This window comes from Priestia sp. MDV22-iso46, from assembly GCF_058629175.1.
Window position 1 is genome coordinate 360507 of the sequence record NZ_JBZVWT010000001.1, and the last position, 24993, is coordinate 385499.

32 protein-coding genes and 1 pseudogene are annotated in these 24993 nt (G+C 36.9%); 20 read left to right on the forward strand and 13 right to left on the reverse strand.

Annotation, left to right across the window (positions count from 1 at the left end; all coding sequences use genetic code 11):
• The first annotated feature begins 355 nt into the window (after positions 1-355).
• Positions 356-1846, forward strand: coding sequence for a sensor histidine kinase (locus tag AC4NPH_RS01875; protein WP_055992799.1), 1491 nt, complete (start codon positions 356-358; stop codon positions 1844-1846).
• Positions 1824-2507: a response regulator transcription factor gene (locus AC4NPH_RS01880; RefSeq protein ID WP_252298517.1), complete on the forward strand. Its 684-nt coding sequence runs from the start codon at positions 1824-1826 to the stop codon at positions 2505-2507. Before AC4NPH_RS01875 ends, AC4NPH_RS01880 begins: the two co-directional genes overlap by 23 nt.
• A 42-nt stretch (positions 2508-2549) precedes the next feature.
• Here AC4NPH_RS01880 and AC4NPH_RS01885 read toward each other — a convergent pair whose 3' ends face one another.
• Together AC4NPH_RS01885 and AC4NPH_RS01890 are read right to left on the reverse strand one after the other, a co-directional pair.
• Positions 2550-4169 carry a SulP family inorganic anion transporter gene (locus AC4NPH_RS01885; RefSeq protein WP_029322105.1) on the reverse strand — a complete coding sequence of 540 codons (1620 nt, stop codon included), beginning with the start codon at positions 4167-4169 and terminating at the stop codon, positions 2550-2552.
• A 16-nt stretch (positions 4170-4185) separates the two neighbouring features.
• Positions 4186-4773 (reverse strand): beta-class carbonic anhydrase, encoded by a 588-nt coding sequence (locus AC4NPH_RS01890; protein WP_029322103.1) that lies wholly within the window; start codon positions 4771-4773, stop codon positions 4186-4188.
• A 248-nt stretch (positions 4774-5021) separates the two neighbouring features.
• Between AC4NPH_RS01890 and AC4NPH_RS01895 the strand changes: the two genes are divergently transcribed.
• From AC4NPH_RS01895 to AC4NPH_RS01910, 4 genes are all read left to right on the forward strand, one after another.
• Complete coding sequence (locus AC4NPH_RS01895) at positions 5022-5684, forward strand: hypothetical protein (RefSeq protein WP_097812509.1); 663 nt, start codon at positions 5022-5024, stop codon at positions 5682-5684.
• 153 nt (positions 5685-5837) lie between these two features.
• Positions 5838-6284 carry a MerR family transcriptional regulator gene (locus AC4NPH_RS01900; RefSeq protein WP_013057292.1) on the forward strand — a complete coding sequence of 149 codons (447 nt, stop codon included), beginning with the start codon at positions 5838-5840 and terminating at the stop codon, positions 6282-6284.
• Positions 6254-7426, forward strand: coding sequence for an MFS transporter (locus AC4NPH_RS01905; protein ID WP_491938546.1), 1173 nt, complete (start codon positions 6254-6256; stop codon positions 7424-7426). The genes AC4NPH_RS01900 and AC4NPH_RS01905 overlap by 31 nt, the downstream gene beginning before the upstream one ends.
• A gap of 152 nt (positions 7427-7578) precedes the next feature.
• The gene (locus AC4NPH_RS01910) at positions 7579-7878 is read left to right on the forward strand and encodes a TIGR04104 family putative zinc finger protein (RefSeq protein ID WP_028413131.1); all 300 of its coding nucleotides are present in this window, start codon (positions 7579-7581) and stop codon (positions 7876-7878) included.
• Between the two features lie 32 nt (positions 7879-7910).
• Here AC4NPH_RS01910 and AC4NPH_RS01915 read toward each other — a convergent pair whose 3' ends face one another.
• Positions 7911-9110: a multidrug efflux MFS transporter gene (locus AC4NPH_RS01915; protein WP_029322080.1), complete on the reverse strand. Its 1200-nt coding sequence runs from the start codon at positions 9108-9110 to the stop codon at positions 7911-7913.
• Positions 9111-9622: 512 nt separating this feature from the next.
• Between AC4NPH_RS01915 and AC4NPH_RS01920 the strand changes: the two are divergent.
• From AC4NPH_RS01920 to AC4NPH_RS01950, 7 genes and pseudogenes are all read left to right on the forward strand, one after another.
• A pseudogene (locus AC4NPH_RS01920) lies at positions 9623-11034 on the forward strand (alanine/glycine:cation symporter family protein).
• 184 nt (positions 11035-11218) lie between these two features.
• Complete coding sequence (locus AC4NPH_RS01925) at positions 11219-11581, forward strand: YidH family protein (protein ID WP_013057288.1); 363 nt, start codon at positions 11219-11221, stop codon at positions 11579-11581.
• A gap of 282 nt (positions 11582-11863) precedes the next feature.
• On the forward strand, positions 11864-12694 hold the full coding sequence (locus AC4NPH_RS01930) for a YihY/virulence factor BrkB family protein (RefSeq protein WP_013057287.1): 831 nt from the start codon (positions 11864-11866) through the stop codon (positions 12692-12694).
• A 146-nt stretch (positions 12695-12840) separates the two neighbouring features.
• A complete protein-coding gene (gene amaP, locus AC4NPH_RS01935; RefSeq protein WP_013057286.1) occupies positions 12841-13383 on the forward strand; it encodes an alkaline shock response membrane anchor protein AmaP in 543 nt (180 codons plus the stop codon).
• A 33-nt stretch (positions 13384-13416) separates the two neighbouring features.
• Positions 13417-13554: a DUF2273 domain-containing protein gene (locus AC4NPH_RS01940; protein ID WP_194719131.1), complete on the forward strand. Its 138-nt coding sequence runs from the start codon at positions 13417-13419 to the stop codon at positions 13552-13554.
• Between the two features lie 81 nt (positions 13555-13635).
• Positions 13636-14076 carry an Asp23/Gls24 family envelope stress response protein gene (locus tag AC4NPH_RS01945; RefSeq protein WP_013057284.1) on the forward strand — a complete coding sequence of 147 codons (441 nt, stop codon included), beginning with the start codon at positions 13636-13638 and terminating at the stop codon, positions 14074-14076.
• 84 nt (positions 14077-14160) lie between these two features.
• On the forward strand, positions 14161-14631 hold the full coding sequence (locus tag AC4NPH_RS01950) for a 2-thiouracil desulfurase family protein (protein WP_097812507.1): 471 nt from the start codon (positions 14161-14163) through the stop codon (positions 14629-14631).
• 44 nt (positions 14632-14675) lie between these two features.
• On the opposite strand, the gene AC4NPH_RS01955 is transcribed toward AC4NPH_RS01950, so the two are convergent.
• Positions 14676-15845 carry an MFS transporter gene (locus AC4NPH_RS01955; protein WP_013057282.1) on the reverse strand — a complete coding sequence of 390 codons (1170 nt, stop codon included), beginning with the start codon at positions 15843-15845 and terminating at the stop codon, positions 14676-14678.
• Between the two features lie 104 nt (positions 15846-15949).
• Positions 15950-16708, reverse strand: a complete 759-nt coding sequence (locus AC4NPH_RS01960) for a TrmB family transcriptional regulator (protein WP_013057281.1) — start codon at positions 16706-16708, stop codon at positions 15950-15952.
• Between the two features lie 223 nt (positions 16709-16931).
• On the opposite strand from AC4NPH_RS01960, the gene AC4NPH_RS01965 reads away from it, so the two are divergent.
• Entirely contained in the window at positions 16932-17159 is a 228-nt protein-coding gene (locus tag AC4NPH_RS01965; protein ID WP_016764339.1) for a hypothetical protein, read from the forward strand.
• Between the two features lie 32 nt (positions 17160-17191).
• Here the strand turns inward: AC4NPH_RS01965 and pssA are convergent, their stop codons facing one another.
• A complete protein-coding gene (pssA, locus tag AC4NPH_RS01970) occupies positions 17192-17683 on the reverse strand; it encodes a CDP-diacylglycerol--serine O-phosphatidyltransferase (RefSeq protein ID WP_170959531.1) in 492 nt (163 codons plus the stop codon).
• 170 nt (positions 17684-17853) lie between these two features.
• On the opposite strand from pssA, the gene AC4NPH_RS01975 reads away from it, so the two are divergent.
• The 3 genes from AC4NPH_RS01975 (at position 17854) to AC4NPH_RS01985 (ending at position 19358) form a co-directional block, all read left to right on the forward strand.
• The gene (locus AC4NPH_RS01975) at positions 17854-18261 is read left to right on the forward strand and encodes a MarR family winged helix-turn-helix transcriptional regulator (RefSeq protein ID WP_013057279.1); all 408 of its coding nucleotides are present in this window, start codon (positions 17854-17856) and stop codon (positions 18259-18261) included.
• Positions 18254-18595 carry a DUF3147 family protein gene (locus AC4NPH_RS01980; RefSeq protein ID WP_041816570.1) on the forward strand — a complete coding sequence of 114 codons (342 nt, stop codon included), beginning with the start codon at positions 18254-18256 and terminating at the stop codon, positions 18593-18595. The genes AC4NPH_RS01975 and AC4NPH_RS01980 overlap by 8 nt, the downstream gene beginning before the upstream one ends.
• 67 nt (positions 18596-18662) lie before the next feature.
• A complete protein-coding gene (locus tag AC4NPH_RS01985; RefSeq protein WP_013057277.1) occupies positions 18663-19358 on the forward strand; it encodes a class I SAM-dependent methyltransferase in 696 nt (231 codons plus the stop codon).
• A 25-nt stretch (positions 19359-19383) separates the two neighbouring features.
• On the opposite strand, the gene AC4NPH_RS01990 is transcribed toward AC4NPH_RS01985, so the two are convergent.
• The 5 genes from AC4NPH_RS01990 to AC4NPH_RS02010 all read right to left on the reverse strand — a co-directional run bounded on the left by AC4NPH_RS01990 (position 19384) and on the right by AC4NPH_RS02010 (position 22235).
• Positions 19384-19857 carry a DUF4188 domain-containing protein gene (locus AC4NPH_RS01990; protein WP_013057276.1) on the reverse strand — a complete coding sequence of 158 codons (474 nt, stop codon included), beginning with the start codon at positions 19855-19857 and terminating at the stop codon, positions 19384-19386.
• On the reverse strand, positions 19854-20408 hold the full coding sequence (locus AC4NPH_RS01995; RefSeq protein ID WP_013057275.1) for a PadR family transcriptional regulator: 555 nt from the start codon (positions 20406-20408) through the stop codon (positions 19854-19856). The genes AC4NPH_RS01990 and AC4NPH_RS01995 overlap by 4 nt, the downstream gene beginning before the upstream one ends.
• Positions 20409-20484: 76 nt before the next feature.
• A complete protein-coding gene (locus tag AC4NPH_RS02000; protein ID WP_013057274.1) occupies positions 20485-20616 on the reverse strand; it encodes a hypothetical protein in 132 nt (43 codons plus the stop codon).
• A gap of 92 nt (positions 20617-20708) precedes the next feature.
• Positions 20709-21614 (reverse strand): dynamitin family protein, encoded by a 906-nt coding sequence (locus tag AC4NPH_RS02005; RefSeq protein ID WP_013057273.1) that lies wholly within the window; start codon positions 21612-21614, stop codon positions 20709-20711.
• Between the two features lie 147 nt (positions 21615-21761).
• A complete protein-coding gene (locus AC4NPH_RS02010) occupies positions 21762-22235 on the reverse strand; it encodes an Hsp20/alpha crystallin family protein (RefSeq protein WP_013057272.1) in 474 nt (157 codons plus the stop codon).
• Between the two features lie 70 nt (positions 22236-22305).
• Here AC4NPH_RS02010 and AC4NPH_RS02015 point away from each other — a divergent pair, with 70 nt between their 5' ends.
• Complete coding sequence (locus tag AC4NPH_RS02015; RefSeq protein WP_013057271.1) at positions 22306-22545, forward strand: hypothetical protein; 240 nt, start codon at positions 22306-22308, stop codon at positions 22543-22545.
• Between the two features lie 131 nt (positions 22546-22676).
• Here AC4NPH_RS02015 and AC4NPH_RS02020 read toward each other — a convergent pair whose 3' ends face one another.
• Positions 22677-22910: a hypothetical protein gene (locus tag AC4NPH_RS02020; RefSeq protein ID WP_013057270.1), complete on the reverse strand. Its 234-nt coding sequence runs from the start codon at positions 22908-22910 to the stop codon at positions 22677-22679.
• Between the two features lie 12 nt (positions 22911-22922).
• The gene (locus AC4NPH_RS02025; RefSeq protein WP_013057269.1) at positions 22923-23153 is read right to left on the reverse strand and encodes a hypothetical protein; all 231 of its coding nucleotides are present in this window, start codon (positions 23151-23153) and stop codon (positions 22923-22925) included.
• A 184-nt stretch (positions 23154-23337) separates the two neighbouring features.
• Between AC4NPH_RS02025 and AC4NPH_RS02030 the strand changes: the two genes are divergently transcribed.
• Together AC4NPH_RS02030 and AC4NPH_RS02035 are read left to right on the forward strand one after the other, a co-directional pair.
• Positions 23338-24342, forward strand: a complete 1005-nt coding sequence (locus tag AC4NPH_RS02030; RefSeq protein WP_013057268.1) for an XdhC family protein — start codon at positions 23338-23340, stop codon at positions 24340-24342.
• A 2-nt stretch (positions 24343-24344) separates the two neighbouring features.
• Positions 24345-24989, forward strand: coding sequence for an NTP transferase domain-containing protein (locus AC4NPH_RS02035; RefSeq protein WP_013057267.1), 645 nt, complete (start codon positions 24345-24347; stop codon positions 24987-24989).
• Positions 24990-24993: the final 4 nt, after the last annotated feature.

The following is a 24993-nucleotide window of genomic DNA, read 5'->3' on the forward strand; positions in this document are numbered from 1 at the left end:
ATCCTTTTTATGTAATGCGCCAGCTGTCAACGTACAGACGGGCAACAGAAGGGATGTGAGAGGAAGTAGCTTTAATAATTTTCATTAAAAAATCTCCTTTTTAAAAATATTAAGGCATATAGTATACCTTTCAGCCTAAGAATATTATGAAAAATAGATCATAATTTTCCAGTAATTCATAAAATGGTAAAAAAGGTGGTGTTCATTCTCACTCTATCACGGTAAAGTGAGAATATACATTTGTTTTGTTGTTTTAATTTTTGCTATATGTATAATGTCTAACGATCTATTTGTTATTCACCTTTACTAGTCTATCAAATAGTTTTGTTAAAGCCAAAGGGGCATAGGGTAAGTAATGTCAATTCAGCTGCGTTTTATTTTAACGTATATCAGTATTGTGTTTGTCTTTATTATTTTGCTTTTTTTATCGGGCTTTCTCATTTTCTTCTCCATTACTGGAGACGCCGATTTTGTAAGAAAACTGTACAGTCACTCCTATGAGTATAAATTGTTAACGCCAGAAGAAGAAAATGCATTCTTAGATTTAAAGTTATTGAGTGAAGAAAAACCGGAGCAGCTGCTGCGGCCGGAGACGGTTAAAAAATATGAATTTGAAAATATTGATATTGTGATTCAAAAAAATACAGAGGTTGTATATGCTTCAGAATCCATTAAAGGAGAAAACCTCCGTAAATACTTGCCAAAGCATCAAAAAAGTAAAGGAAATCATTCGTATCAGCAGGACATGCTGCGCATAGGCAAGCAGTACTTTACATATATCAACCTTGATTTTCCTTTCTCGAATCAAGAAAAAGGAAGCATTTACGTTTTGCGAAAAATCAGCCCTTATGTAGGCATTATTAATCGAATTTTCCCTTTTTTAATCTTTCTACTATTAATTTTAGTAATTGTGATTATTGGATTTTTAAACTATCTTGTTTCAAGAAGCATTATTAAACCCATTCGTGAATTAAAAGGAGCGGCTGAAAAAATAAAACAAGGTGATCTTCACTTTGAGATCTCTGCTAATTCAAAGGATGAAATAGGCGAATTAACGCAAGCTTTTGAAGAAATGAGGCAAAAACTAAAATCTTCTGTTGAACTGCAAATTCAATATGAAGATAACCGAAAGCAGCTGCTTTCAAGTATTTCACACGATTTACGAACTCCTATTACTTCCATTGTAGGATATGTAGAAGGAATTCAAGATGGAGTAGCTAATACGCCAGATAAGCTTTCTAAATATTTGTTAACGATTTCAACGAAAGCAAAAGACATGAATGCGTTAATCGATGAGCTGTTTTTATTTTCTAAATTGGATTTGCACGAAATTCCATTTGTGTTTAAAAAACTTAATATTTCTGCATTTATGGAAAGTTATGTGCAAGAGCTTCAGTTTGAAATGAGCGAACATGATATTGATGTTTTATTTTCTAATGATTCTCTAACGACGCTGTATGCAAAGGCAGATGCTGAGCAGCTGCGAAGAGTTTTAATAAATTTAACAACCAACAGCATTAAATTTATGGATAAAGAAAGAAGAAGAATCGATATCGTTCTTTCTGCTACCGAAAGTGAACTCATTATTGAAGTGAAAGACAATGGCGCAGGGATTTCATCGGAAGCATTAGCGCATATTTTTGACCGGTTTTATCGAGCAGAACAGTCCCGCAATAGCAATACTGGAGGAAGTGGACTTGGACTGGCCATTGCAAAACAAATTGTTGAACGCCACGGGGGAGACATCTGGGCATTAAGTAAGCTTGGCGAAGGAACAAGTATTTTCTTTTCTTTGCAAAAAATGAATGAAAATGGTGATACACATGAAGAAGATATTGTTAATTGAAGATGAAGTAAGTATTGCTGAATTGCAAAGAGATTATTTAGAAATTAACGATTTTGAAATAGAGGTTCAATATAGCGGTGATAAGGGATTAGAAAAAGCGTTAAATGAACATTTTGATCTGGTTATTTTGGATATTATGCTCCCTAAAGTGAGCGGATTTGAAGTGTGTAAGCAAATTCGAGCTGCAAAAGATATTCCAATCATTTTAGTTTCAGCTAAAAAAGAAGAAATCGATAAAATTAGAGGGCTCGGGCTAGGTGCAGATGACTATATTACCAAGCCATTCAGCCCTGGGGAGCTGGTCGCAAGAGTCAAAGCGCATTTAGCGAGATATGAAAGACTCTCTGATAAGCAGGAAAAGCGTATGATTCTTATTCATGGCTTAGCGATTGACACGCTCGCTAGAAGAGTATTTGTCAATGATAAAGAAGTGTTTTTTACAGCGAAGGAATTCGATTTGCTGAAGTTTATCGTTTCTCATCCAAATCAAGTATTAAGTAAAGAACATCTATTTGAAAAAATTTGGGGATTTGATTCTTCAGGAGACATTTCAACCGTAACAGTTCACATTCGAAAACTAAGAGAAAAGTTAGAAGAAAACCCAGCAGATCCTCAGTACCTAGAAACGGTTTGGGGAGCAGGGTACCGGTTTAATATTTAAAAAAAGAGATCGGAACGATTAATCGTTCCGATCTCTTTTTTATTACGTAGTAACGATTCTATGACGAGCTTTAATCTTACTCACGGGAGGTTCGGAAGAAAATATATTTTTTTCACCGATTTTATCATATAGACCGGTTGACTTTAACATTTCTTTTGGCTGGTGCTGTAAGCCGGAAATAACGACTTGGCTATGCGAATCTTTCAAACGTTCGACCACCTTCGATAGTAAAGCTTCTCCAGATGTATCAATAAAGGATACTTGGCTCATTCGAAGCAATAAAACTTTTGGTTTCGCTTCAGCGATGTTATCAAAGGAATCTTCTAATACTTCAGCCGATCCAAAGAAAAGAGATCCTTGCATGGTATATTCCATCAATTCAGATTTGTGAGCGTTTTCAGATGTTTCCGCTAAAACCTTGGAAATCTTCAGTGATCCGCTCATTCGTTTCACGAACATGACAATAGCTAAAAGTAGACCCACGCCTACACCTGTTGTTAAATCGATTGAAACTGTTAATAAAAACGTAGCTACAAGTACAAATGAATCAGCCGACTTGGTTTTTAAAATATGCGCAAATTCTTTACGCTCACTCATATTCCAAGCCACAAACATTAAAATAGGTGCCATACTTGCCAGCGGAATGTTTGATGCATAAGGAGCAAGCATCACAAGGACCAATAAAACAACTAAGCCGTGTATGACTCCTGATAATGGAGAAGCTGCTCCGTTTTTGATATTGGTAGCTGTTCTGGCAATGGCACCAGTTGCTGGAATTCCTCCAAATAGCGAGGTAGCGATATTAGCAATTCCTTGGCCCACAAGCTCTTTATTGCTATTATGCTTGGTTTTGGCCATATTATCAGCAACAACAGCCGATAGTAAAGATTCAATACCTCCAAGCATCGCAATTACGCAGGCAGCTGGAAATAGCATCACGATGTTATCCCATGTTAAATCTGGGAAGCTAAAAGATGGTAGTTTACTCGGAATGGCACCGTAAGTAGAGCCAATCGTTGCAACTTTTCCTGGGAACAGTGTAATGGCTACAAGCGTGGAGACAAGAAGACCTAGAAGGGCACCGGGAATTTTAGGTAAAAACTTTGGCGTTGTAATCACGATAGCTAAACAAATAGCGGCTATGATGACGCTGTAAATGTTAATCGTTGCAATTTTTCGTAGTATTTCAATCATATTTAAATGAAATTCCTCATGTTTTGCAATTCCTTTTAATCCTAAAAAATTAGCGATCTGACCTGAGAAAATAATAATCGCAATTCCTGCTGTAAATCCAATCGTCACAGGGCGCGGAATAAACTTTATAAATTTCCCTAGCTTAAATATTCCGAGAAGCGTAATCATAATTCCAGCCATAAAGCCGGCAATAATGAGGTTCTCATAACCATATTGCATGACAACTCCAAGCAGCACCGGAACAAATGCACCTGTTGGACCTGCAATTTGAAATTTCGATCCGCCTAATATTGAAACCATAATCCCTGCGATAATGGTTGTATAAATCCCGTATTCAGGTCTTACACCAGAAGCGATGGCAAAGGCCATTGCTAAAGGAATAGCAACGACCCCAACAACCAAACCGGCGATAATGTCTTTTTGTAAATGCCGTGCTGAATAGCCTTGAAATCGGTTATCTTTTAGCATTCGATAAAATCCTCCTTCATGAGCTTACGGTTTCAGTTCGGTCTTGGGAATAGCCGTTTACAACAACGTCAAGCTTTCCTGTTGAAGGATGAATAACCATTCCAGAAACAAGCACGTCTTTTGGTAATAAAGGGTGATTTCGAATCATATCCACACTGTTTTCGACACTATCTTCTACACACTCAAACCCAGTCAGCCATGATTCTAAATCAATACCGGCATATTTTAGATTACGAATCTGTTCCATGCTAATCCCTCTTTGTTCAGCAGAGGCTAAAATAGCTTCAGCTTTCATGCCCGTCATTCCACATTCATGATGACCGATGACACATACTTCATCAGCTTGCAAAGCGTAGACGGCAACTAATATACTTCTCATGACGCTGCCAAAGGGATGGGAGATAACAGCTCCGGCATTTTTCACTATTTTTGCATCTCCATTTTTTAGCCCCATGGCTTTAGGAAGTAATTCTAACAAACGTGTATCCATACAAGTTAAGATCACTATTTTTTTGTTAGGAAATTTGGATGTTTGAAAAGCCTCAAATTGATTATTTGTTACAAATTTTTCATTAAACTTTAAAACTTCAGATAGACAAGTCATTGTTTTCCTCCTGCGTTATTTATTTTTAACTTATTTTTTAGTCTAAAGATAAGAGTTAAAAACGAACTAAATAAAATATTAAAATTTTCTTAAAATATTCAGAAAAAACTTATAAATAAATCAAATTTATATGCGTGAAATTATGTAAGCGTATTCTTTATTTGTTTTCACGAAAAATAGGAATTATATGTTAAAATGGTACAAAGTTGGAATTGTCTAAAAGAATGGTAGAGAGGAGGAAGGCAAAAGTGAAGGCTCTTATAGCAATAGGCATTATTTTCTGTTGTTTAGTAGGGTGCAGTTCTAATGCCCAAGTCACCAACGACAAAGAAATGGGGGAGAATATTCAGCAATCCTTTGAAAAAAAAGGTGTGAGCTCAGTGGATGTATCGAAGTTAAGTGATTTTAAATGGGAAAAAGGATATTTATTAACAAACAAAAGCAAGAAAGCCGACGTAGAAAAACTTGTAAACGCACCGGTTAGTGAAGAGGTGATGAAAAAAATATCTGCTGCTAATCAAATGCTTGTGTTTGTACACGAAGGAGAAGTTGTCCGCTATGTAGAACTAACCCAAGATTTCATAGCGCATGATAAAAACCAACTTGAATTTTCATCTGCTCATTCTGAACTAAAATTTAATAAAAAAAGGGAGGGCAAGCCTATAAAAGCAGGAGAAAAAACGTTAAGTTCAGAAGATGCTTTAACTGTAGAATCAATTATGAAACAAATTCAATGGAAAAAAGCTGATTACAGCGTCGCTCTTGATCCAGATGTACAGCTTACTTATGAAGGCGTCGTATACAATGTACGATTCACCGCCGAGAGTGCGGAACTTACTTCTAAAAGAAGAGGAGTATACGGCAAAGTAACAGGAGAAACAGCACAGCAGCTATATGACATATTGATGTAACCTATTGATTTATCAATAGGTTTTTTTGTGCACACATTTTTTAAATTTACATAAAATGTCTTTATATTATTGACATTAACGTTAACGTTAATCTATAATAGTAATATAGAATTAACGTTAACGTTAATGTTAAAGGGAGGTGAAGGGGAAATCATGTATCTAATCGATGACGTGACGAAAATGACCGGTTTGACCAAGCGGGCTCTTCGGTATTATGAAGAGATTGGACTCATTTTGCCCCCGCAGCGCACAAAAGGAAATGCACGGATTTATTCCGAAGAAGAGGTAAAAGAACTAAGAAAAGTAGCAGAAGCAAAAGAAGTTCTCGGTTTTTCTTTACAGGAGCTGCAGCAGTTTATGTCGCTCAAAAGAATGATTGAAGAAAGAAGTGAGCAGCAAGGATTATCAGCGAAAGAGATAACTAAAATAGAAAATTTACTGGAAAATCAAATCAAGATGATTGAATTTAAAGTGGTTAAAATGCAGGCATTTAAAACAGAATTAGAAGAAATGCGAGAATCTGCTATGAAAATACATGAAAAAACAAAAACAAAAGGAGAGATGAAAGAGTGGAAGGACAGCATTCAAATAACCGATTAGGTCAAATTATTACGGTAGTAGCTACTTTTTTAGCATTTATGGGAATCGGGGTAGTAGATCCGATTTTACCGGAGATTGCTAAGCAAATTGGAGCTTCTCATTGGCAAGTAGAAATGTTATTTACTTCCTATTTATTAATGATGGCTATTATGATGATTCCAGCAGGCATCTTAGCATCACGTGTAGGAGACAAGCGTTTGATGGTAACAGGACTTATCATTGTGACGATTTTTGCAGCCTTATGCGGGTTTTCTAACAATATTCCTCAGCTTTCCATTTTCCGAGCAGGATGGGGACTTGGTAATTCGTTTTTCTTTGCAACAGCTATGACGCTGCTTATTGCATTATCAGGTGAAGCAAAAAAAGCAGTAGGATTATATGAAGCTGCGATTGGTTTGGGAATGGCCGGAGGACCGCTTGTAGGAGGCGTGTTAGGAAATGCTTCTTGGAGATTGCCGTTTTTCGGTACAAGTGCTTTAATTTTTATCGCCTTTATTTTAGTATTAACGATTGTTAAACAGCCTACAAGCACTAAGCCTCGTAAAGCAGCGGGTTTTAAAGACATGGTTAAACTTTATAAATTAAAACCATTTACTCAAGGCGCTGTATCAGGCATGCTTTATTACTACGGATTTTTTACAGTGTTAGCTTATACGCCGCTTATTCTATCGATCGGAGCTCTTCAAATTGGCTTTGTTTTCTTTGGATGGGGATTATGTTTAGCTTATGGCTCAGCGGTTTTAGCACATCAGTTAGAAAAAAGATATCAGCCAAAACAAGTGTTACATGTTAGCTTAATTGTTTTTTCACTTATTTTAATTTGTTTATCTGCTTTTGATGCAACATGGTTGCGCATTGTTTTAATCATGGCAGCGGGTCTTGTATCAGGACTTAATAATGCATTATTTACGAGTCATGTAATGGAAGTATCTCCTTATGAACGAGGACTTACATCTGGAGGATATAATTTCTTAAGATGGTTAGGTGCAGCGTTTGCTCCTTTATTATCAGGAGTTATCGGCAATGCCGTAGCGCCTCAAGCTCCTTTTCTCGTAGCAGCGATTCTTGGGTTGCTAGCTTTTGTTATTATGGTTATAAAAGTAAAAACAACTTCTCAAACGAATGAAGCTGTATCTAAATAAACGTTGAAATAAAAGGCTTTTTCTTGTAAAAAGCCTTTTATTTTGTTTTATGTTATAATAGTAAAAACGTTTTTAATTATAAAAATGAAACTTTATACCAACTTGTACGTATACTTTATATGTACATAAATCTTTTTAGGAGCGTGATGCCCATGGCCACCTGTCAAAATTGTAATCATAAATGGAACTGGAGGACAACCTTTAAACAACTGTTAACATTTAGAAACGTTTTAGAATGCCCACACTGTGACAAACAACAGTATATCTCTGCAAAATCCCAAAAGCGATTATCAATCTACTCATTTGCACCCCTTATTATTTGGCTTATTCTCTCACTATTTGACTTTTCCTTTCCATCCATTGTTGTCGCGGAGCTTATTTTCTTCATAGCAGCGGTTATTATGATGCCACTTTCTTATGAAGTAAGCAGCGAAGAAGAACCCTTGTGGTAATAAAAAAACCTTCCGGTAAAACGGAAGGTTTTTTATGCGGCTTTACCGTCTAGCTGTTGTCCGTGATGGCGCTGATAATACACCCACCCAGCATTCAATAGTAGAAGAACACTGGTTGTTAAGAATACGTAAGGAATTCCTTTAGCTCCGGCAATTTGTCCGCCAATGACTGGACCGGCCAAATTCCCAAAGTATTGCGCTGTTTGATTATAGCCAAACATTTTACCTGTAATAGAGTCCGGCACAATTTTCTTCAAATAAGAATTAATAGAAGGTAATAATCCTCCCATTGCGAAACCGAGTAAAAAACGAAGTAAGAATAGCTGCCAAGTACTATGCACAAAGGCCTGCAAGCCGCAAATAATCGCTACGATAAGCAAGCATATTTGAAGCACATTTTGAGGACCCACGCGATCGCTGACTTTGCCAAGTTTTGATGCAGCTAAAATATTTGAAATTCCTGTTGCCGCCACGACAAAGCCTGAAATAAGGGCAAGGTGATCGGTATGAGTAGACAGTTGTTTTACATACAGTGTAACGATTGGCTGAATAGCCATAACCGCAAGCTGCAGCAAAAAAGTTGTAACAAATACACCAATCACGGCCTTTGAATTTTTAAGAGACAGTAACCCAATATTAGATTCTTTCGTCGTTTTCGCCGTCTCTTTTTTGTCTTCTTGAATTAAATTTACAATTAAAAAAGACAAAAACATAAATGCACCCGTCACGAAAAAGACGTGGCGTAGCCCGATTGTATCTCCTAAGTATCCGCCTACTAGCGGTCCTAATAAAGATCCTGATACAGCCCCTGTAGACAACGTACCTAATGCTTTACCGCTGTGCTCTTTAGGTGTCTGAGTCGCTACTAACGTAATGGCTGCAGAGATGAAGCCGGAAACGGCCCCCATTAAAAAGCGCAGTCCGACAAGCTGATAGACATTTTGCACAAAACCAATAGAAGTCATAACAATTGCCATACCCAAGCTTGCGCGAAGGAGCATAAGCTTTCGCCCATATTTATCGGCCAAACTCCCCCATAAAGGAGAAACGATAGCCGCCATTAAAAAGGTAGATCCAAATGCAATACCAGCCCATCTGCTGATGGAGCTTGTATCGTGAACTCCCAGCTTTTCAATATAAAGCGGTAAAAACGGAATAACTAAACTCATCCCGGCTGTGGTGCAAAAAGAACCGAACCAGCAAATGTACAAGTTTCGTTTCCATAATTCCATTCTATTTCCTTCTTTCGTTGTGCCGCATGGCGTGAAAACAACAAAAGAGCGAAACCATACGGCCTGCTCTTTTAGCATATATGCAGCATCTTTTTATCAGTTTAAATTATACCATATATCAGAAATATTTAAAAATAAAATGATTCACTTAGTGAACTATTAACGTGAAATGAAAATAGAAAGATGTGCTGTGTGTACGCTCGGCTTAGAACATAAAGTGACCCTTGGTTCACTTATTACCTTATGCTGTGACAGTGGGGATTATGTAAAGAACTTACGCATCACTGAAAAATGCGTCAGATAATCTGTCCAAAATATACGTTATATCCGCAAATGTTGTCTATTTATCAAATAATGTGTAAAACAACCTGGTTAAAAGAGTGAATTTTCTGTTTTTTAACTCTATATTAAAACTATGTTCTCATTATTCATAATGTGCAAAGTGTTTTAAGGGGGAATTCATATTGGAACAAATGATTAGTACAATAAGTGAAATGATTTGGAGTACGCCGATGCTTTATCTATGTATAGGAGTGGGGCTTTTATTTACTATTCTCACTAGATTTGTACAAGTTCGATATTTGAAAGATATGATTACTTTATTGTTTAATGGAAAAAGTTCTGAATCGGGCGTTTCGTCGTTCCAAGCGTTAACACTTGCTTTATCAGGGCGCGTAGGAGTTGGAAATATTGCGGGAGTTGCAACAGCAATTGCATTCGGTGGTCCAAGAGCAGTTTTTTGGATGTGGTTTATTGCTTTTATAGGTTCAGCTAGTGCATTTATTGAATCAACACTTGCTCAAATTTATAAAGTAAAAGACAAAGGAGAATACCGAGGTGGGCCTGCTTATTATATTGAAAAAGGCATGGGGAAGAAGTGGTATGCACTGATTTTCGCTTTTGCCGTACTGCTAGCTATGAGTGTACTTGGACCAGAGTGCAAGCAAATTCAATTACAGCAGGGTTAAATAATGCATTTTCAATTCCGCCTTTAACGTCTGGAATTGTACTTGTTGTTATTTTAGGATTAATTATTTTTGGAGGCGTTAAGCGTATTGCTGCCGTGGTACAATATGTTGTTCCGTTTATGGCCATTGGATATGTTCTTGTTTCGTTAGTGATTATCGGATTGAACATTCAAGCTTTACCAGGAGTTCTTGCTTTAGTCTTTAAAAGTGCATTTGCACTTGATTCTACGTTCGGCGGAATTATTGGCATGGCTATAGCGTGGGGAGTCAAGCGAGGTGTATATTCAAATGAAGCGGGTCAAGGTACCGGAGCTCACCCCGCGGGAGCAGCGGAAGTCTCACATCCTGCCAAGCAAGGTCTGGTACAAGCTTTTTCAGTTTATATTGATACGCTGCTTGTATGCTCTGCTACAGCCTTTATGATTTTAATTACAGGTTCTTACAGCACCCAAGCGCCAGATGGTTCGTTCATTGTGGATCATTTAAAAGGAGTTGAAGCCGGGCCTCAATATACGCAGCAAGCAGTTGAGACGGTGCTTCCTGGATTCGGATCAGGGTTTGTAGCTGTTTCTCTCGTGTTTTTCGCCTTTACTACGATTATGTCACAGTATTATATTGAGGAAACGAACTTAGCTTACGTAATGAAAGGCAAACAAAATAAAATAGTATCCATGTTCCTAAAGGCAGCTCTTTTAGCCACTACTTTATACGGATCTATCCGAACGGCTGAAGCTGCATGGGTATTAGCAGACATCGGAGTTGGAATAATGGTTTGGCTCAATTTAATTGCAATTTTGATTTTAGCTAAGCCTGCTTTAATAACTTTAAAAGATTATCGCCAGCAGAGAAAACTAGGGATAGACCCTATCTTTTCTCCAAGGAAATTAGGAATTCAAAACGCTGATTATTGGCACGAGGAATATCAGCATGATCAAGATAAGGAAAATGTTTCATAAATCAAAAAAGCCAGCTGGGGTTATCCCGTTGGCTTTTTTGATTTATGAAGAAGCTCTTTTGACCGCTTGAAGATGGTAATGATTCGTTCTTTTCCGGTATAATGTGGCGTGAAGCGTCCTCAATTTATTTTCGTTTGAGCATTTATTTATAATAGAAGACATATAAAAGGACGGTGGTATGTAAATGACTAAAAAAGAAAATGAATCCATTTATATTCAGCAGCATTTAGCAAATGAACGAACGTATTTAGCGTGGATTCGAACGTCTATTGCCACACTCGGCATTGGCTTTGTTGCAGGCGGCCTACATTTCAATTCTGGAAAAAAATTAAGTGAAGCAGCCGATACCCTTATTATTGCTGTTATTATCTTTTCTTTAGCTGCAAGTGCAGGTTTGCTTCTCTTCTCAACCTATCATTATTTTTCAACCCGCAAAAAAATTAACAGCCAAACGTATCAATCTTCTCACGCTTTGGTTATTTTTGTTTTAATGATTATGCTGATGCTGATCGGCGCTCTTATGTTTTACTTTTTTAACATAGCGTAAAAAAGTTTAAGATATAAGAAAGAAGGGAAAGCAGTCCCAGAGAATTTACGGTTTTATGAAAGAAAAAGAAGATCTATTGATATGGTGGTAATGGCAGATGTAATTATAATAATATCTTCTTTATGAACCGACTGTATAATTTTACAGGTTAAATTCTTTGTTAACCGCGGATAATGGAAAAGGAAAGCTTTATAAGCCGAAACTTATCCAATACATGTTGAACATAAAAATTGAATATGAATTTCACTACAGAGTGAAGCGAAAGTAAAGGAGAACGCTGTTATGATTCAAACATCTAAGACCGTTGCCGCTCGTTTTTTTACGGAGCGTTTCTTTGATCAGGCTGCTCAAACAGCCTACTATTTTTTGTTATCTTTTGTACCGTTTATTATCTTTCTTTTTTCTCTGCTGAGTTTCTTTCCAATTGATACAAACAATTTGCTGATATTTATTGAACCATTTACGCCTAAAAGCGCCTACGACGTAATTGAAAGGTCAATTGAAACAGTTAACAATAGCGGGAAAAAAGTTTTATCTTTTAGTTTATTGGCGACTTTTTGGCTCGCATCTATGGCTATACAATCTTTGGTACGCTCGTTAAATGATGCGTATCATATTCAAAGAAAACAAACGTTTTTGCGCGGTTTAATCAATGATTTAATTTTAACTTTTGGTTTTATGGTTGTGGTAGCCATTTCATTATTTGTACCAATTATTGAAGAGGTCATTCGACATTTGGTACTAACAAAAGTCCATGTTCCTGACATATGGTTTCAAAGCTGGACGACAATTAGATGGGGAATTGGGACATTATTTTTATTAGGCTTTTTTATTCTTTTTTACAAACTGATGCCAAGCGCAAGAGTAACGTGGAAAGATGTACTTCCAGGAGCTGTTTTCTCCACGCTAGGATGGCAAGTTGTATCTACCGGATTTGGATACTATGTCCAGTTTGGAAGCTACTCGCAAATCTATGGTCAGCTTGGAAGTATTATTATTTTAATGGTCTGGTTTTATTTAACGGCCGCTATTTTATTAATTGGCGGTTTAATAAACGGTAATAAGTTCATCAAAGCTCACAAGACAACGTATAGAGACGCGGAAAATGACTAGGGAAACCTAGTCGTTTTTTTATATTCAGTTTTACAGTTAGAAAGTGTATCAAAAAAATATTGCGGGTAACTATTGAATATCTCGTTGCCTTCCCTTTACCCACAACAAAAAAGCAGTAGGAGTTCACGTTGAGATGAGGTGGAAAATTGAATAATTTTAATCGGTTTTTAATCGCAATTATTGGAATTGCAGGACTGATTTGTTCCGGTATGTTAGCACTGATGGTTTATAGGGTTCCTCACCTTTCAAACTGGTTAGAAAAGTGGCAGCATCAGGAGTGGTTTTACTACACAATTTTATCAATAAGCGCATTTTTAACAGTTATTTTTATTATTTTTCTTTTAACAGGCATATTTAGCAGACCGCCTAAAAAGAATTTAGCAATTGTAACTGGTGAAGGCAAAATAACAATTTCTAAAGCAACGATCGAATCTACAGCTTTACGAGCAATTAGAAGCTTTCAGGGAATACGCTCTCCTGAAGTCCAGGCATCTATTCATTCTCGCAAAGAAAAAGTTAGTCTGTATATCAACTGTTCGTTGTTTGGACGAGATGGATTACCAACGCTAGGAAAAGAAATGCAGCTTGAAACAAAACGCGCCGTGGAGGCCTTACTCGAGCTTCCCGTTCACTCCGTCCGTATTGACTTAACAGATACACAAACACGAAAGAAAGAGCGTGTTGTGTGATGAAGGAGGGACATAACGGGTACTCCAGATAAATTGATTCCGTACCGTGGCCGAGTACTTGGTATTCTGGCAGGTTTAGTGTTGGCAATTTTGTTATTAACAATTGGTTTTGGTCCCACGCTGCTAATTGTAGCTTTTATGGGAATTGGTTATGTAATTGGGAAGTGGTGAGACGGTCATTTAGACATAAATGCTTGGGTAGGATTCTTTACTAAAGGAAGATAGAAAATCACTTTAAGGGAGATGTTAGTTATGGCAGTTAATGAAACAAATACAGCAGTAAAATCTCAGGAAAATACACATCAAAATACATTAACATTTGAAGATCAAGTTATTAAAAAAATTGCTGGAATTGCAGCTAATGAAATTAAAGGGATTTTATCAATGAGCGGCGGATTTATGAGCGGGTTAACAGATCGCTTCCGCAGCACTGAAGATATCACAAAAGGGATTAACGCTGAAGTAGGAGAAAAGCAAGTTGCCCTTGATTTAAAAGTAATTGTCGAATACGGAAAAAATGTTCCAGCCATTTTCTCTGAAACTGTTAATAACGTAAAAAAATCAGTTCACGAGATGACGGGATTAGAGGTAGTAGAAGTAAATATGCATGTAGAGGACGTAATGACTCGCTCTGAATTTGAAGCGAAAACGGATCGAGACAAAGAGCAGGAGTCAAAGCGTGATCTTGAATGAAATATAAAAGGTAAACACTTCCATTCATCATATATTCTTTGTATGATGAATAAGAAGTGTTTTTTTTATGGGAGGGAGAATTCTATGATTTTGGTTAGTTCCTGCTTAGCAGGTCAAGGGTGCAAATATAATGGAAGCAGTGCCTTAGTTAAGGAAATTGAAGCGCTCGTTGAAAATAAAGAAGCGGTGATGATGTGTCCGGAACTGTTAGGTGGATTTCACACACCTAGAGAACCGGCAGAAATTATAAAAGGAACGGGAATAGACGTAATAAAAGGAAATGCGCGAGTTATTGAACGATCGGGAAAAGACGTCACAGACATATACATAGACGGGGCCTATAAGGCACTGAGCATCGCAAAAGAAATAAAAGCTACTGTTATTGTACTAAAAGAAAACAGCCCTTCATGTGGAAGTGAACATATATATAACGGAGCATTTTCAAATGTTAAAATAGCCGGTGAAGGGGTAACGACTGCGTTGCTAAGAAAGCATGGTTTTATCGTTATGTCCGAATCTCAATTTGCAGCTGAAATGCATGGAGACCAATCATAATCAAAAAAAGCGTACACCATGTGTGTACGCTTTTTTATAAAATTTTATTTACTGTGAAGCGTATCTGCTGTGCTTTCTGTTCGTGTTACCGCATAAAGAGAGCAGAAAAGACCAAGCAAAACAAAAATAGACCCGACCCAGCCGTTATAAATAACAGAGTATTGATTAACGACAATTCCTCCAACATAGGAGCCGATCGCAATTCCTACGTGTGAAATCGCTGCATTAGTGCTGATTAAAATGTCCGACGTTTCGCGTGCACTATGAATAATTAAATTGCTTTGAGCTGGTGAGACCGCCCAGCTGAGCGCACTCCAAATGATCATAAGAAGCAAGAACACAACAAATGGTAAATGAACGCCAAAAGGCATAGCAATCATGCTAACAAAAAAGAGAGCAATCATGGTGATAACAGAAGAAGAAGGGTTCCATCTATCAGAAACAGCTCCTCCAAGTCCTCCTCCTGCCACGGCAGCAAGACCGAAAATACCGTAAATAATGGTCACCATCGTTGTATTTAATCCTAGCGTTTCTTGTAAAAATGGTGTGAAGTACGCATAAAGCGTTAAATGACCCGCAAGTACAAACAATGTTGCTAGGTGAATAGCGAGCATTTTTTTATTCCGTAAAGCTTTTACCTGAGTTTTTAACGGTACAATTGGAGCAGGAGCTAGACGCTCCATTGTAAACCAAACGGTAATCATAATAATGGCAGTCAAAATTGCAATCATAACAAATACTTGACGCCAGCCAAGCGCATTTCCAATCAAAATACCAAGAGGAATACCTAAAACAAGTGAGCCGCTGATTCCCATAAATACGATGCCAATTGCTCTGCCTTGGTATTCAGGTTTTACCATTCTAGAAGCCATTGTGGTAGATAATACAATGATAAAAGAACCGCTCGCAGCAGCAAGAATACGTCCAATTAGTAGCATATAATAGCCCGAACTGTAGGCTGAAAATACATTGCTCAATAAGAAAATAAATAATGTCCACATATAAACTTTTTTACGCTCTATCTTAGCCGTCACATTTAGTAAAATCGGCGCAGACAAGGCATAAACAAACGAATAAATAGAGATTAAATAACCTGCTTTTGCTAATGATACATGAAATGCATCGGCAATTAAGTCTAAGATGCCTCCTAGAATTAATTCGACCGTTCCAACAACAAAGGAAGCAATCGCAAGTATGTAAACTTTTTTATTCATCAAAAAACCCCCTCTTTGAAAAGTTACAACTAGAATAGTAACCTTTTTTAAAAGAGATTTCAATAGGTAATATTAAAAAGGTTACTAATGAATTAGTAACCTTTTTAATATCGCAGTCGAGTAAGCAGCTCCATGATCTCAGGATCTTGAAGAAGCTGCTCTTGATATTTCTTTGTAATATGGGTAAGTGCGACGTCATGATAAAAGAAATCAGCAAAAACTTTTACAAGCGGCTGCGACATGGTTTTTATTGCTTTCCATGTCTCATGTTCAATGCCGGCAAATAAAAGGTAAGCGTCGTCAACAATAATCAACTGCGACGGCTCAAGGTTTTTATGATCATCTATTGGATTTAATGTATGTAAATGTTTGAGGGCAGTCTGCAAGTTTCCTATGGTTAAGACCTCGACGTTTACGCCTTGTTTCTCTTTTTCTTCTAGCAATGAGCGGTAATGTGCTAACTCATCATTCCACGCGGATAAAATAATAGAAGATTCCGCTTCATGAATCAACTGTTCAATGTGAGCAGAAATAGAGGATTTATCTTTTAAACTCCAAACATGATCATCTGTAAACGTTTTTTTAATTTTATATGTTTTTAATTCATTAATGTCATTTTCAAAATCAGCAGTAAGTTTTTGAATGACGGTTTGAAGGGCTACCGCTGAGTAAAGTTTCTTTTTCCCGGACAATGTATTTACTACAATACCTTTATCAATTAAACGATTAAGCACTTCATAAATTTTTGCTTTTGGAACATGCGAATACGTAACAATTGAACTAGCATCCAACGGGCCATCATTCGCAAGCAGCGCTTCATATACTTGACTTTCATACTGAGAAAAACCAAATTTTTGCAGCATAATTTTCTATTCATCATCCTTTCTTTTTTTAAGTATATCACGGTTCGTAAAAGTATTACTAATTGTATCAGATATAATAATCTTATTAAACTATGTTCTAAATAATCATTAAAAATAAGATAAGCTATTAAAGGATCTTTATTACAGTAGAAATATTTTTAACCATATACTTTCTATACTAAAACATTCAACATTGGGTAAAGAAAAGAAAGAGGTGAAAAAAATGAAAAAAAATGAAAAACTACTGTTGAAAAAAATGAACATAAAACAGCAAAGAGAAGTGGCTGCTCAGCTTGAAGACGTACTGGATTCCTTACTGTCCCTTGAAGAAAAATTATGCTCAGCACCTGATAATAGCGAGTGGCTTTCTTTACAAGCTCAGCTTGAAAAAAGAGAACATGAGCTGAAATTCAAGCATAAAATGCTGTGCGAAGAATGGACAGCACTATAAAAGACAGGCATTTTGTCTGTCTTTTATTGCATCTAAATTTTCATCACTCGAATAGGGCTAACCATCAAAATAGCTAAAATAATCATAAGGTAAGGGTTTACGTAATAAAACATACCAAGCAGTGCGATAATTAGAGCTGGAAAAGGAATAGGAAGCCCTATAAAATAACCTATGGTTGGATTTGCACTAAATTTAGCTAATCTTAATGCGCCCATGCTTGGATAAATCATAAAAGCGAGTACGGTTAGCCAAGAGTGGGGAGAAAGAGTATGAAATAGCATTGCAGGCGCTACGCCAAAGCTTATAATATCAGCCAAAGAATCTAGCTCTACACCAAACTCACTGTTAACTTTCAGCTTTCTCGCAATTTTGCCGTCAAATAAATCGAAAAAAGCGGCTAGAAAAATAAAAAGAGCAGCTAAGCGTTCGTAGCTATTCATATTAAAAGCTATGGAAAATACGCCGCTTAGCAAATTTCCAATCGTAAAGAGATTCGGAACCCATTTTAACAGTCGAAGAATCAATGTCATACAACCGCCTTTCACAGTGTGTACGATTAGTGTAACTGTTAAATCATATTATTATGTGAGATGTCAGATAAAAAGAAGGTAGTATTGAAACCTGGCTGTCGTTCCTGTAATATATATCGTATAATACGATAATAACTAAAAATACGATATAAAGGAGCAAGATCATGAAAGTAGAGGAGTTAAACAGCTATTGGACGTCTATTTATTATCATTTGCACTATACGCATCAAGAGAAAATTACACACCAAACAATACGTCTTTTACAGCATATAGATAAATCATCTTCGGTTGGAATAAAAGAAATTGCGGATTATTTACACGTTTCACATAATACGGCATCTGAACACGTAAAGAGAAATATTGATAAAGGGTATGTATATAAAAATAGAGATATACATGATGAAAGAAAAGTAATTCTGCATTTAACAGAAGCAGGAAAAGACCTATTAAAACGGAATTCAAGCTTGGATGAAGAAAAAGTATCAGCTATTTTACGCGAAATGACAGCATCTGAAAAACAGCTGATTCAACAGGCTTTTCAGTTATTGAGTGAGCGTGCAAAACATGTATAGTATCATCAAAATTTTAATGTCGGCTCTTATTATTGCAGGGGTAACAGAAATGGCCAAAAGAGTTCCGACATACGGTGGAATTGTGGCTGCCCTTCCAATTGTGAGCTTACTAAGTATTATATGGTTATCAGTGCAAGGAGAAAAAAAGGAAGTGGTCAGTCAGTTTACACTAGGCGTTCTTTATGGACTGCCAGGCACTATTTTACTACTTGCTGTCGTCTATATTTGCTTAAAAAACTCTCTTCATTTGTTTATGAGTTTATCGATAGGAGTTATGTGTTGGGGCCTGTTTTTAGGCCTTCAAAAGATAGTGGTTAAACTAATTAATACATAAACTATTGGAATTTAATCCAATTTTCTGTAAAATGAAAGTCTAAGTAAAAGATAGGAGCTGAGTAGAGTTGAGTTTAGCAGAGAAAAAGTTAGGAATTGACCGAGTTGTTTTTATCGGCAGAACGTTTGAAGAGTATAGAGCTATGTTTAATTTGAATGAAAAGTATTTAAAAGGAAAAAAAGTGTTAGATTGTGCTAGCGGGGCCTGTTCTTTTACTGCTCATGCCTTGCAGCAAGGTACGGAGGCTACTAGCTGTGATATTGCCTATAAATTTACGGCAGAAGAGCTTGAAAAGAAAGGAAGCCTGGATTTAATTCATACGATGAATCAAATGCAGCACGTGCAGGAACAGTATGTGTGGAAGTATTTTTCGTCTATTGATGATTTAACTGAACATCGAAAAAGAGCATTAAAAGATTGTATTGCTCATATGAAAAAGAACCCCGAAGCCTATCAGTACGGAGCACTTCCTAATTTGCCGTTTCAAAAGAACGAGTTTGATTTAACTCTTTGTGCAAACTTTTTATTTATGTACAGTGACCGGTTAGATTATACGTTTCATTTAGAAGCTTTAAAAGAACTGATACGCGTTACAAAAGAGGAAGTACGTTTGTTTCCTTTAACGAATTTAAGCGGCAAGATTTCTACCTATTTGCGGCAGCTGTTAGAAGAGATTGCGCCTCTAGTAAAAGGAACAGAAATAGCAGACGTCCCGTATGAATTTCAAAAAGGTGCCAATCAAATGCTGAAGATATATGTATAACAAATATAACGAAAGCCGCTTTTAGTTAAAGCGGCTTTTTAACATTCAAACGTTTTTTGGCAGTTTGAGTATGCTTCGTTATGGTTTCAGATCCAAGCGCTTTAGCTAAACCGAACGAAGGCATATTCACATATACTGATTCATAATTTCCTGCAGAAATGACATACGTTTCATGATAAATGCCCACTGCATTCGTTTTTGAAGCCTTTTTATAAAAAGAATTCCAAGCTTTTAAGTGCTGAGGACCTTTGGCATAGGAGGTCAATTGATCAACTGACTCCCAATATTGAATCAGCGTGATGGTTCTTAAATTAAAAGTTCCTTGCAAAGATAAAAATCCAAGGTTTTTGTTTGCATACAATTCGCGAATCATAGGAGGCATTGCTTTAAATACAGGGAACCATTTGTGTACGGCTGTCCATTTATTAATACGCATTCCTATAACAAAGACGACCAAATCCTTACCGGGCTTAGCCATCATACGATTGGAATGAATCATAAATTATGCGCCTCCTCATCATATAATTTATTAATCGTATCTTTGCACCATTCTATCGAAGCACACGTTGTTCGTTTACCGTAGTCTAGGGTAATAAGCCAATACGTTCTGTCGGGAGAAGGGCTGTTAGAAATGCTGTCTTCAATTCCGCAATACATGTGATAACGTTCAGTTAGTTTCTGCTGAGCGTTTTTTAACTGGGAAATTGTGAGCTGCTTTTCTTGCTGACTACTAAAAAAGAGTTTTAACAAAATTTCATTTCTTTCTGAAGGGAGCTGTTTAATAGGTTCACGCAGCCAATCTTGCAGAACTTCTTTTCCTTTAGTTGTTATTACATACTCTTTTTTATCTGGTTTATCAGTTTGAGCAACGGAATTGACCGTTGCTAGTTCATCATTCAAAAGCTTTTGTAAAGTGGGGTAAATTTGGCCATAACTGATTTTCCAAAAATGATTTAAACTTCGATCCATTAACTGCTTAATTTCATAACCAGTTCTGCATTCCGTGGTAAGCAGTCCTAAAATTGCATATGTTGTTTGATTTTCCTTCATTTATTTTCCTCACCTATATCTTTTTGATATATATATTACCATAAACAGGATAATATTCAATAAAAAAACGCGAGAGTTATGCACTCTCGCGTCTAAAAAAAGGTTTGTATTGCTGAACCATCATTTGCGAAGCAGCAATAAATAAAAAGATAAAGCCTCCACACATTAGCAACATGACAGCACCTATTCTCCATAAAAGCTTTGGCATCAGCATATCTCCTTTTTTGAAGTTATTACCTATAGTGTAAAGAATAGCTTGCAAAAATTCTAGTCATAACTAGATATAATTTTATGACTTTTTTAGATTGACTCTTCCTTTGGATCATCTTCATCAAAAATAGGAACTTCCGTATATGTTTCTTCTTTTTCGAAAGCGGAAGAAGAATTTTCTTTTTCCTCTTGTGCAGGTTGTGCAGGCTTCGTTTTTCCAGAAGAAATATCTGATTTAGCGTTTTTTAACTCTTCCATGTCTTTTTGGATTTGGTCCGTGAAATCCTTTGGTATAGCTCCGCTTCCGTATGTAGCTCCGATGTTTAAAGTACCGCCGAGTTCTTTAATGCCAACTTGGCCAATATTATTGTTTTGTTCGTATTTATCAAGAAAAAATTTATCAATATGAATAGGCGGGGGAGCATTTTCTAAGAGTGCGGCTCTTTGGTGAATCGCTTTTACTTCTTCTTGAAGGGCAGACGTTCGTTTTAACATGTCCACCTGTACTTCAGTTAAAAGCGACATGCTGCGCTCTAATGCTGAAACTCTTTCATCTAGTTCGGTCATTCTTTCGAGATAAGGAGCCATTTTTTTCTCTACAGATTGTTCTATCAAGCTAGTTAAATCCGGATAAGGTACAGTTTCTATCTTTTTATCGCGAGGGGGTTGCGTGGAGATCACTTGTTCCAATTGCGCTACTTTTTCCTTTAAAAATTGAAGCTGGTTAGCAATCTCTTTCTTATCTTTTGCATATGCTTGTTCAGCATTTTTATGAGTGCTTCTTTGTGAAGGTGAAGAATCATTGGAGTGCGAGGGCTGAGCCTCCAGCTTTTTTTTGAGCATTATGAGAGAACCAATTTGCGGTTCGAGTTTTAAAAAACGGTTCATGTGAACTTCAAGCGTGTTAATGCGCTTGATTTGATGTTTGAAGTCCTCTAGCTCAGTATGAAGCTGTTGGTTAGTCTGTTTGGGGTTGAAAAATCCTTTCATAGACATTTCGCTTCTCCTCATCTTGGGCTTATTTCCGATGTAATAACAGTTAGATAAATATATATTGGTCCAGTTTGGAAATTCACGTTAAATTCTTTGCGTTTATAAATGCTTATGTGAACTATTGAATTTCATTCACAAAACTACTAAGCCTTATTCAATGTGAATACGTTCTTCTTGGAAAAACTGCCTGTGATAAGAAAGAATAAGCAGTCCATTTTCAAATTTCGCACGCAGATGATGCGCATCCGTAGGTTCTGGCAATTCAATAATTCGGTTAAAGTCTCCAGAAGGTCGTTCTTGTACAACCGGCTGTCCTGTGATGAGAGGATGCGGTGAGCCTTTTAACAAAAGCCGGCTGCCTGAAACAGACACCTGCAAATTTTCTTTTAGATAGCCGGGCAAGTCAGCGATAATAATGATTTCATGTGGGGTAACGTAAATGTCAACAGGTGGAAAATTACTTTTAGAAGCCTGAGGTGCCTGATATGAATCAGGAGCATTCATATCCATATTTTCTTTCATAAATTCGTTAAAAGCAGTTTGATCAAAAACACCGTTCCAAAAGTCATTTGTTTGATATTTTTTAGCAAATTCCATCCACTGCATAAGTTTATCAAAGTCCATATGGTTTCCTCCTTACCACACATCATAAAAAGATGGAATTTGAATATAGTTTGAAAGGGGGGTGGTTTAAATGGCAGGTGCATCTATAAATATTAATATTTTAATGCTAAAGATAAATTCCTTTGAAAATGCGTCTGCAGTAAATATCGGACAGAATTTACTAGCAGACTGGAATAATTCAGATAAAAAAACACAGGGATTTGGGCAAAATTTTGGTGATGATAGCGGCTTTATAGGAACGAGAAGCTGTGTCGATGATCGAGATCAAATTGACAGCCCATCATCTTTTCAAAAAGTGCCCATTTCATAGAAAAAGCCTAATAAATATAGCCAGTTCAGATGCAGGTTATATTTATTAGGCTTCCGGTTGAATGCTAATAGACGAATAGATGAAGATATGCTGCTAGTTGTGCGCAGTAGAGGTAGAGGAAATGAAAAAAATTAAATTACGCTATTTTTAACTGAGTTTGAATCATTTACATCTGAGTCTATAATCCATGAGAACGGAGTTACGTTCGGAGAAAAATCTCCGTTTGATTCTCCCAGACCTTGATTACGTTTATAAGATACGAACACATCAAGCTGCTGATTAGGTCCTATGCTTAAAACGGATGAATTATCCAAAACGTTCACTTTGAAGGCTTGTAAGTTAATGACCATGGGCGAAAAAATCATATGGTTTCCTCCTTATTTATCATTTTTTGTTGCAAATGCATCTACATAATCATTATCTACAGTTTTTTGAGCAGATCCTGCTGTAAAACATTGATCAGCGTGCTGCTGTCCGAAGGCCTGATTTTTCTTTGCTGTGACATATCTTGTAACTTTTGACGTATTTCCAATAGAAATACTGCTTGCTTGATCAGCACTGCGAACGTTCAATTTTCCTAGGTTGATTTTTGTTGAGTCGAATAGCATATTATTCTCCTTTCAAACGACAGTTCTTCTAAGTCTTTAAAAGCTTATTGTAGCTTCTTTGAAAATATGAATAATACATGGATTCATTCAGAGAGTAGAAGTGGTCTACTGTAGCGTATTGTAGTTCTGTGTAAAACGTGAAAAGATTTTAAAACCTCGACAGGAAAAGGAGGGAATAATAAAAATGCACGATATTTTACATGCTGTAAACACATCAACAGTAAAAAGTGTGTTGGCAACGATTGTTCATGTAGAAGGATCCTCATATTTAAAAGAAGGAACGTCCATGCTGTTTCAAGAAAATGGGGAGAACATTGGGATGTTAAGCGCTGGTTGTGTAGAAGCAGATATTGCTGAGCGCGTAAAAGAGTTGTTCGACACTGAGCACGTATTAACCGTTACGTACAATTTGAAAGAAGAAGGTGATGCAGGATGGGGACAAGGAGCAGGCTGCAATGGAATCCTGTATATTCTCCTAGAACCTGTAACTGCGAGGATGAAGAAAAATCTTTTGCGAGTAAAACGTCATTTAGATAACCGAAATCCTGTTTTACATATTAAAAAATTAGAAAAAAACTTTACTCAAACAACCTCTTTTTATGTAGAAAAGACGGGCGAAACATTTGGTGCAAATAGCGACGCATCATCTTTTGCAACAGATGATTGGAATGGGAGAAAGAGCGGTATTCAACTTTCAAATTGCTCCCTGCTCACATATGCTCATCTATATAAACCAAAACCTCGTCTAGTTATCTGGGGAGCAGGTGCCGATGCAAAATATTTAGTATCACTTGCTGCCAATACGGGGTTTTCTGTTACCTTATGCGACTGGAGACCGGCTTTATGTAATAAGGAACATTTTCCGCTAGCAGAGGAAATACATATTGGATTTCCAGAGGAAGTAGACAAACACTTGTCCGTTCAGCGCGATGATTTTGTTGTGATTATGACCCATAATTTTTATCGTGATCAAGAAATTCTGTCGCTATTAAAATCAAAAACTGTGAAGTATATAGGAGTTTTAGGACCTAAAAAGCGAACGCTTCGATTATTGAATACCGATATTCCCTCCCATATTCATTCGCCCGTGGGACTTTCCATAGGAGCGGTAGGGCCGCAGGAAATTGCGGTTAGTATTGTAGCTGAGTTAATTGGAACCCTTCGAATGTGTGATGGGAAAAAGGGGTGAAAATGCCCGTTTTAAATGTTGTAGCTGTTTATCTTGCCGCAGGATCTAGTAAAAGGATGGGCAGCAATAAGCTGCTTCTGCCTTTAGGGAATGAATGTTTAGGTAGTAAAGCTTTACAAGCCGCCGTTTGTTCAAAAGTGAATCATACAATAGTAGTGACAAAGAAAGGCGATAACCTTGAGTGGATTGAACCTATTCTTTTTTCAGAAGCATATCAGCAGAAGTGGAGTCATATTTCTTGTAGTAGCGCCTTAAAAGGTCAGTCAGCGTCTTTAAAGTGCGGATTACAAAAAGCAAAAGAACTAAGTGCTGATGCTGTTATTGTACTCCTAGCAGATCAGCCTCTTATAAGTATCGTGCTGATTAATACATTTGTTTCTCTGTTTGAGAACCATTCCTCCGTTCCCTTTATTTCTTCTTTTTATCAAGGAATCGCCGGAGCGCCGGTTTTATTTTCAAAACAAATGTTTCCAAGTTTGGATAAGCTGCAAGGAGACCAAGGAGCAAGAAAAATAATAAGACAAAACGGAACTGAAAATGGAATATTTTATGAATGTAGCGACGCTTCCCTTTTTATGGATGTTGATACAAAACAAGCGTATGAACGTATTAAAAAGATATATAAAGAGAAATGTAGACGGATTTGATTGA

What these genes read in the sequence shown, in the direction of transcription:
- AC4NPH_RS01875 (WP_055992799.1), top strand. Translation starts at nt 356, where the DNA reads ATGTCAATTCAGCTGCGTTTTATTTTAACGTATATCAGTATTGTGTTT.
- AC4NPH_RS01880 (WP_252298517.1), top strand. Translation starts at nt 1,824, where the DNA reads ATGAAGAAGATATTGTTAATTGAAGATGAAGTAAGTATTGCTGAATTG.
- AC4NPH_RS01885 (WP_029322105.1), bottom strand. Translation starts at nt 4,169, where the DNA reads ATGCTAAAAGATAACCGATTTCAAGGCTATTCAGCACGGCATTTACAA.
- AC4NPH_RS01890 (WP_029322103.1), bottom strand. Translation starts at nt 4,773, where the DNA reads ATGACTTGTCTATCTGAAGTTTTAAAGTTTAATGAAAAATTTGTAACA.
- AC4NPH_RS01900 (WP_013057292.1), top strand. Translation starts at nt 5,838, where the DNA reads ATGTATCTAATCGATGACGTGACGAAAATGACCGGTTTGACCAAGCGG.
- AC4NPH_RS01910 (WP_028413131.1), top strand. Translation starts at nt 7,579, where the DNA reads ATGGCCACCTGTCAAAATTGTAATCATAAATGGAACTGGAGGACAACC.
- AC4NPH_RS01915 (WP_029322080.1), bottom strand. Translation starts at nt 9,110, where the DNA reads ATGGAATTATGGAAACGAAACTTGTACATTTGCTGGTTCGGTTCTTTT.
- AC4NPH_RS01925 (WP_013057288.1), top strand. Translation starts at nt 11,219, where the DNA reads ATGACTAAAAAAGAAAATGAATCCATTTATATTCAGCAGCATTTAGCA.
- AC4NPH_RS01930 (WP_013057287.1), top strand. Translation starts at nt 11,864, where the DNA reads ATGATTCAAACATCTAAGACCGTTGCCGCTCGTTTTTTTACGGAGCGT.
- AC4NPH_RS01945 (WP_013057284.1), top strand. Translation starts at nt 13,636, where the DNA reads ATGGCAGTTAATGAAACAAATACAGCAGTAAAATCTCAGGAAAATACA.
- AC4NPH_RS01950 (WP_097812507.1), top strand. Translation starts at nt 14,161, where the DNA reads ATGATTTTGGTTAGTTCCTGCTTAGCAGGTCAAGGGTGCAAATATAAT.
- AC4NPH_RS01955 (WP_013057282.1), bottom strand. Translation starts at nt 15,845, where the DNA reads ATGAATAAAAAAGTTTACATACTTGCGATTGCTTCCTTTGTTGTTGGA.
- AC4NPH_RS01960 (WP_013057281.1), bottom strand. Translation starts at nt 16,708, where the DNA reads ATGCTGCAAAAATTTGGTTTTTCTCAGTATGAAAGTCAAGTATATGAA.
- AC4NPH_RS01965 (WP_016764339.1), top strand. Translation starts at nt 16,932, where the DNA reads ATGAAAAAAAATGAAAAACTACTGTTGAAAAAAATGAACATAAAACAG.
- AC4NPH_RS01975 (WP_013057279.1), top strand. Translation starts at nt 17,854, where the DNA reads ATGAAAGTAGAGGAGTTAAACAGCTATTGGACGTCTATTTATTATCAT.
- AC4NPH_RS01980 (WP_041816570.1), top strand. Translation starts at nt 18,254, where the DNA reads ATGTATAGTATCATCAAAATTTTAATGTCGGCTCTTATTATTGCAGGG.
- AC4NPH_RS01990 (WP_013057276.1), bottom strand. Translation starts at nt 19,857, where the DNA reads ATGATTCATTCCAATCGTATGATGGCTAAGCCCGGTAAGGATTTGGTC.
- AC4NPH_RS01995 (WP_013057275.1), bottom strand. Translation starts at nt 20,408, where the DNA reads ATGAAGGAAAATCAAACAACATATGCAATTTTAGGACTGCTTACCACG.
- AC4NPH_RS02000 (WP_013057274.1), bottom strand. Translation starts at nt 20,616, where the DNA reads ATGCCAAAGCTTTTATGGAGAATAGGTGCTGTCATGTTGCTAATGTGT.
- AC4NPH_RS02005 (WP_013057273.1), bottom strand. Translation starts at nt 21,614, where the DNA reads ATGTCTATGAAAGGATTTTTCAACCCCAAACAGACTAACCAACAGCTT.
- AC4NPH_RS02010 (WP_013057272.1), bottom strand. Translation starts at nt 22,235, where the DNA reads ATGGACTTTGATAAACTTATGCAGTGGATGGAATTTGCTAAAAAATAT.
- AC4NPH_RS02015 (WP_013057271.1), top strand. Translation starts at nt 22,306, where the DNA reads ATGGCAGGTGCATCTATAAATATTAATATTTTAATGCTAAAGATAAAT.
- AC4NPH_RS02020 (WP_013057270.1), bottom strand. Translation starts at nt 22,910, where the DNA reads ATGATTTTTTCGCCCATGGTCATTAACTTACAAGCCTTCAAAGTGAAC.
- AC4NPH_RS02025 (WP_013057269.1), bottom strand. Translation starts at nt 23,153, where the DNA reads ATGCTATTCGACTCAACAAAAATCAACCTAGGAAAATTGAACGTTCGC.
- AC4NPH_RS02030 (WP_013057268.1), top strand. Translation starts at nt 23,338, where the DNA reads ATGCACGATATTTTACATGCTGTAAACACATCAACAGTAAAAAGTGTG.
- AC4NPH_RS02035 (WP_013057267.1), top strand. Translation starts at nt 24,345, where the DNA reads ATGCCCGTTTTAAATGTTGTAGCTGTTTATCTTGCCGCAGGATCTAGT.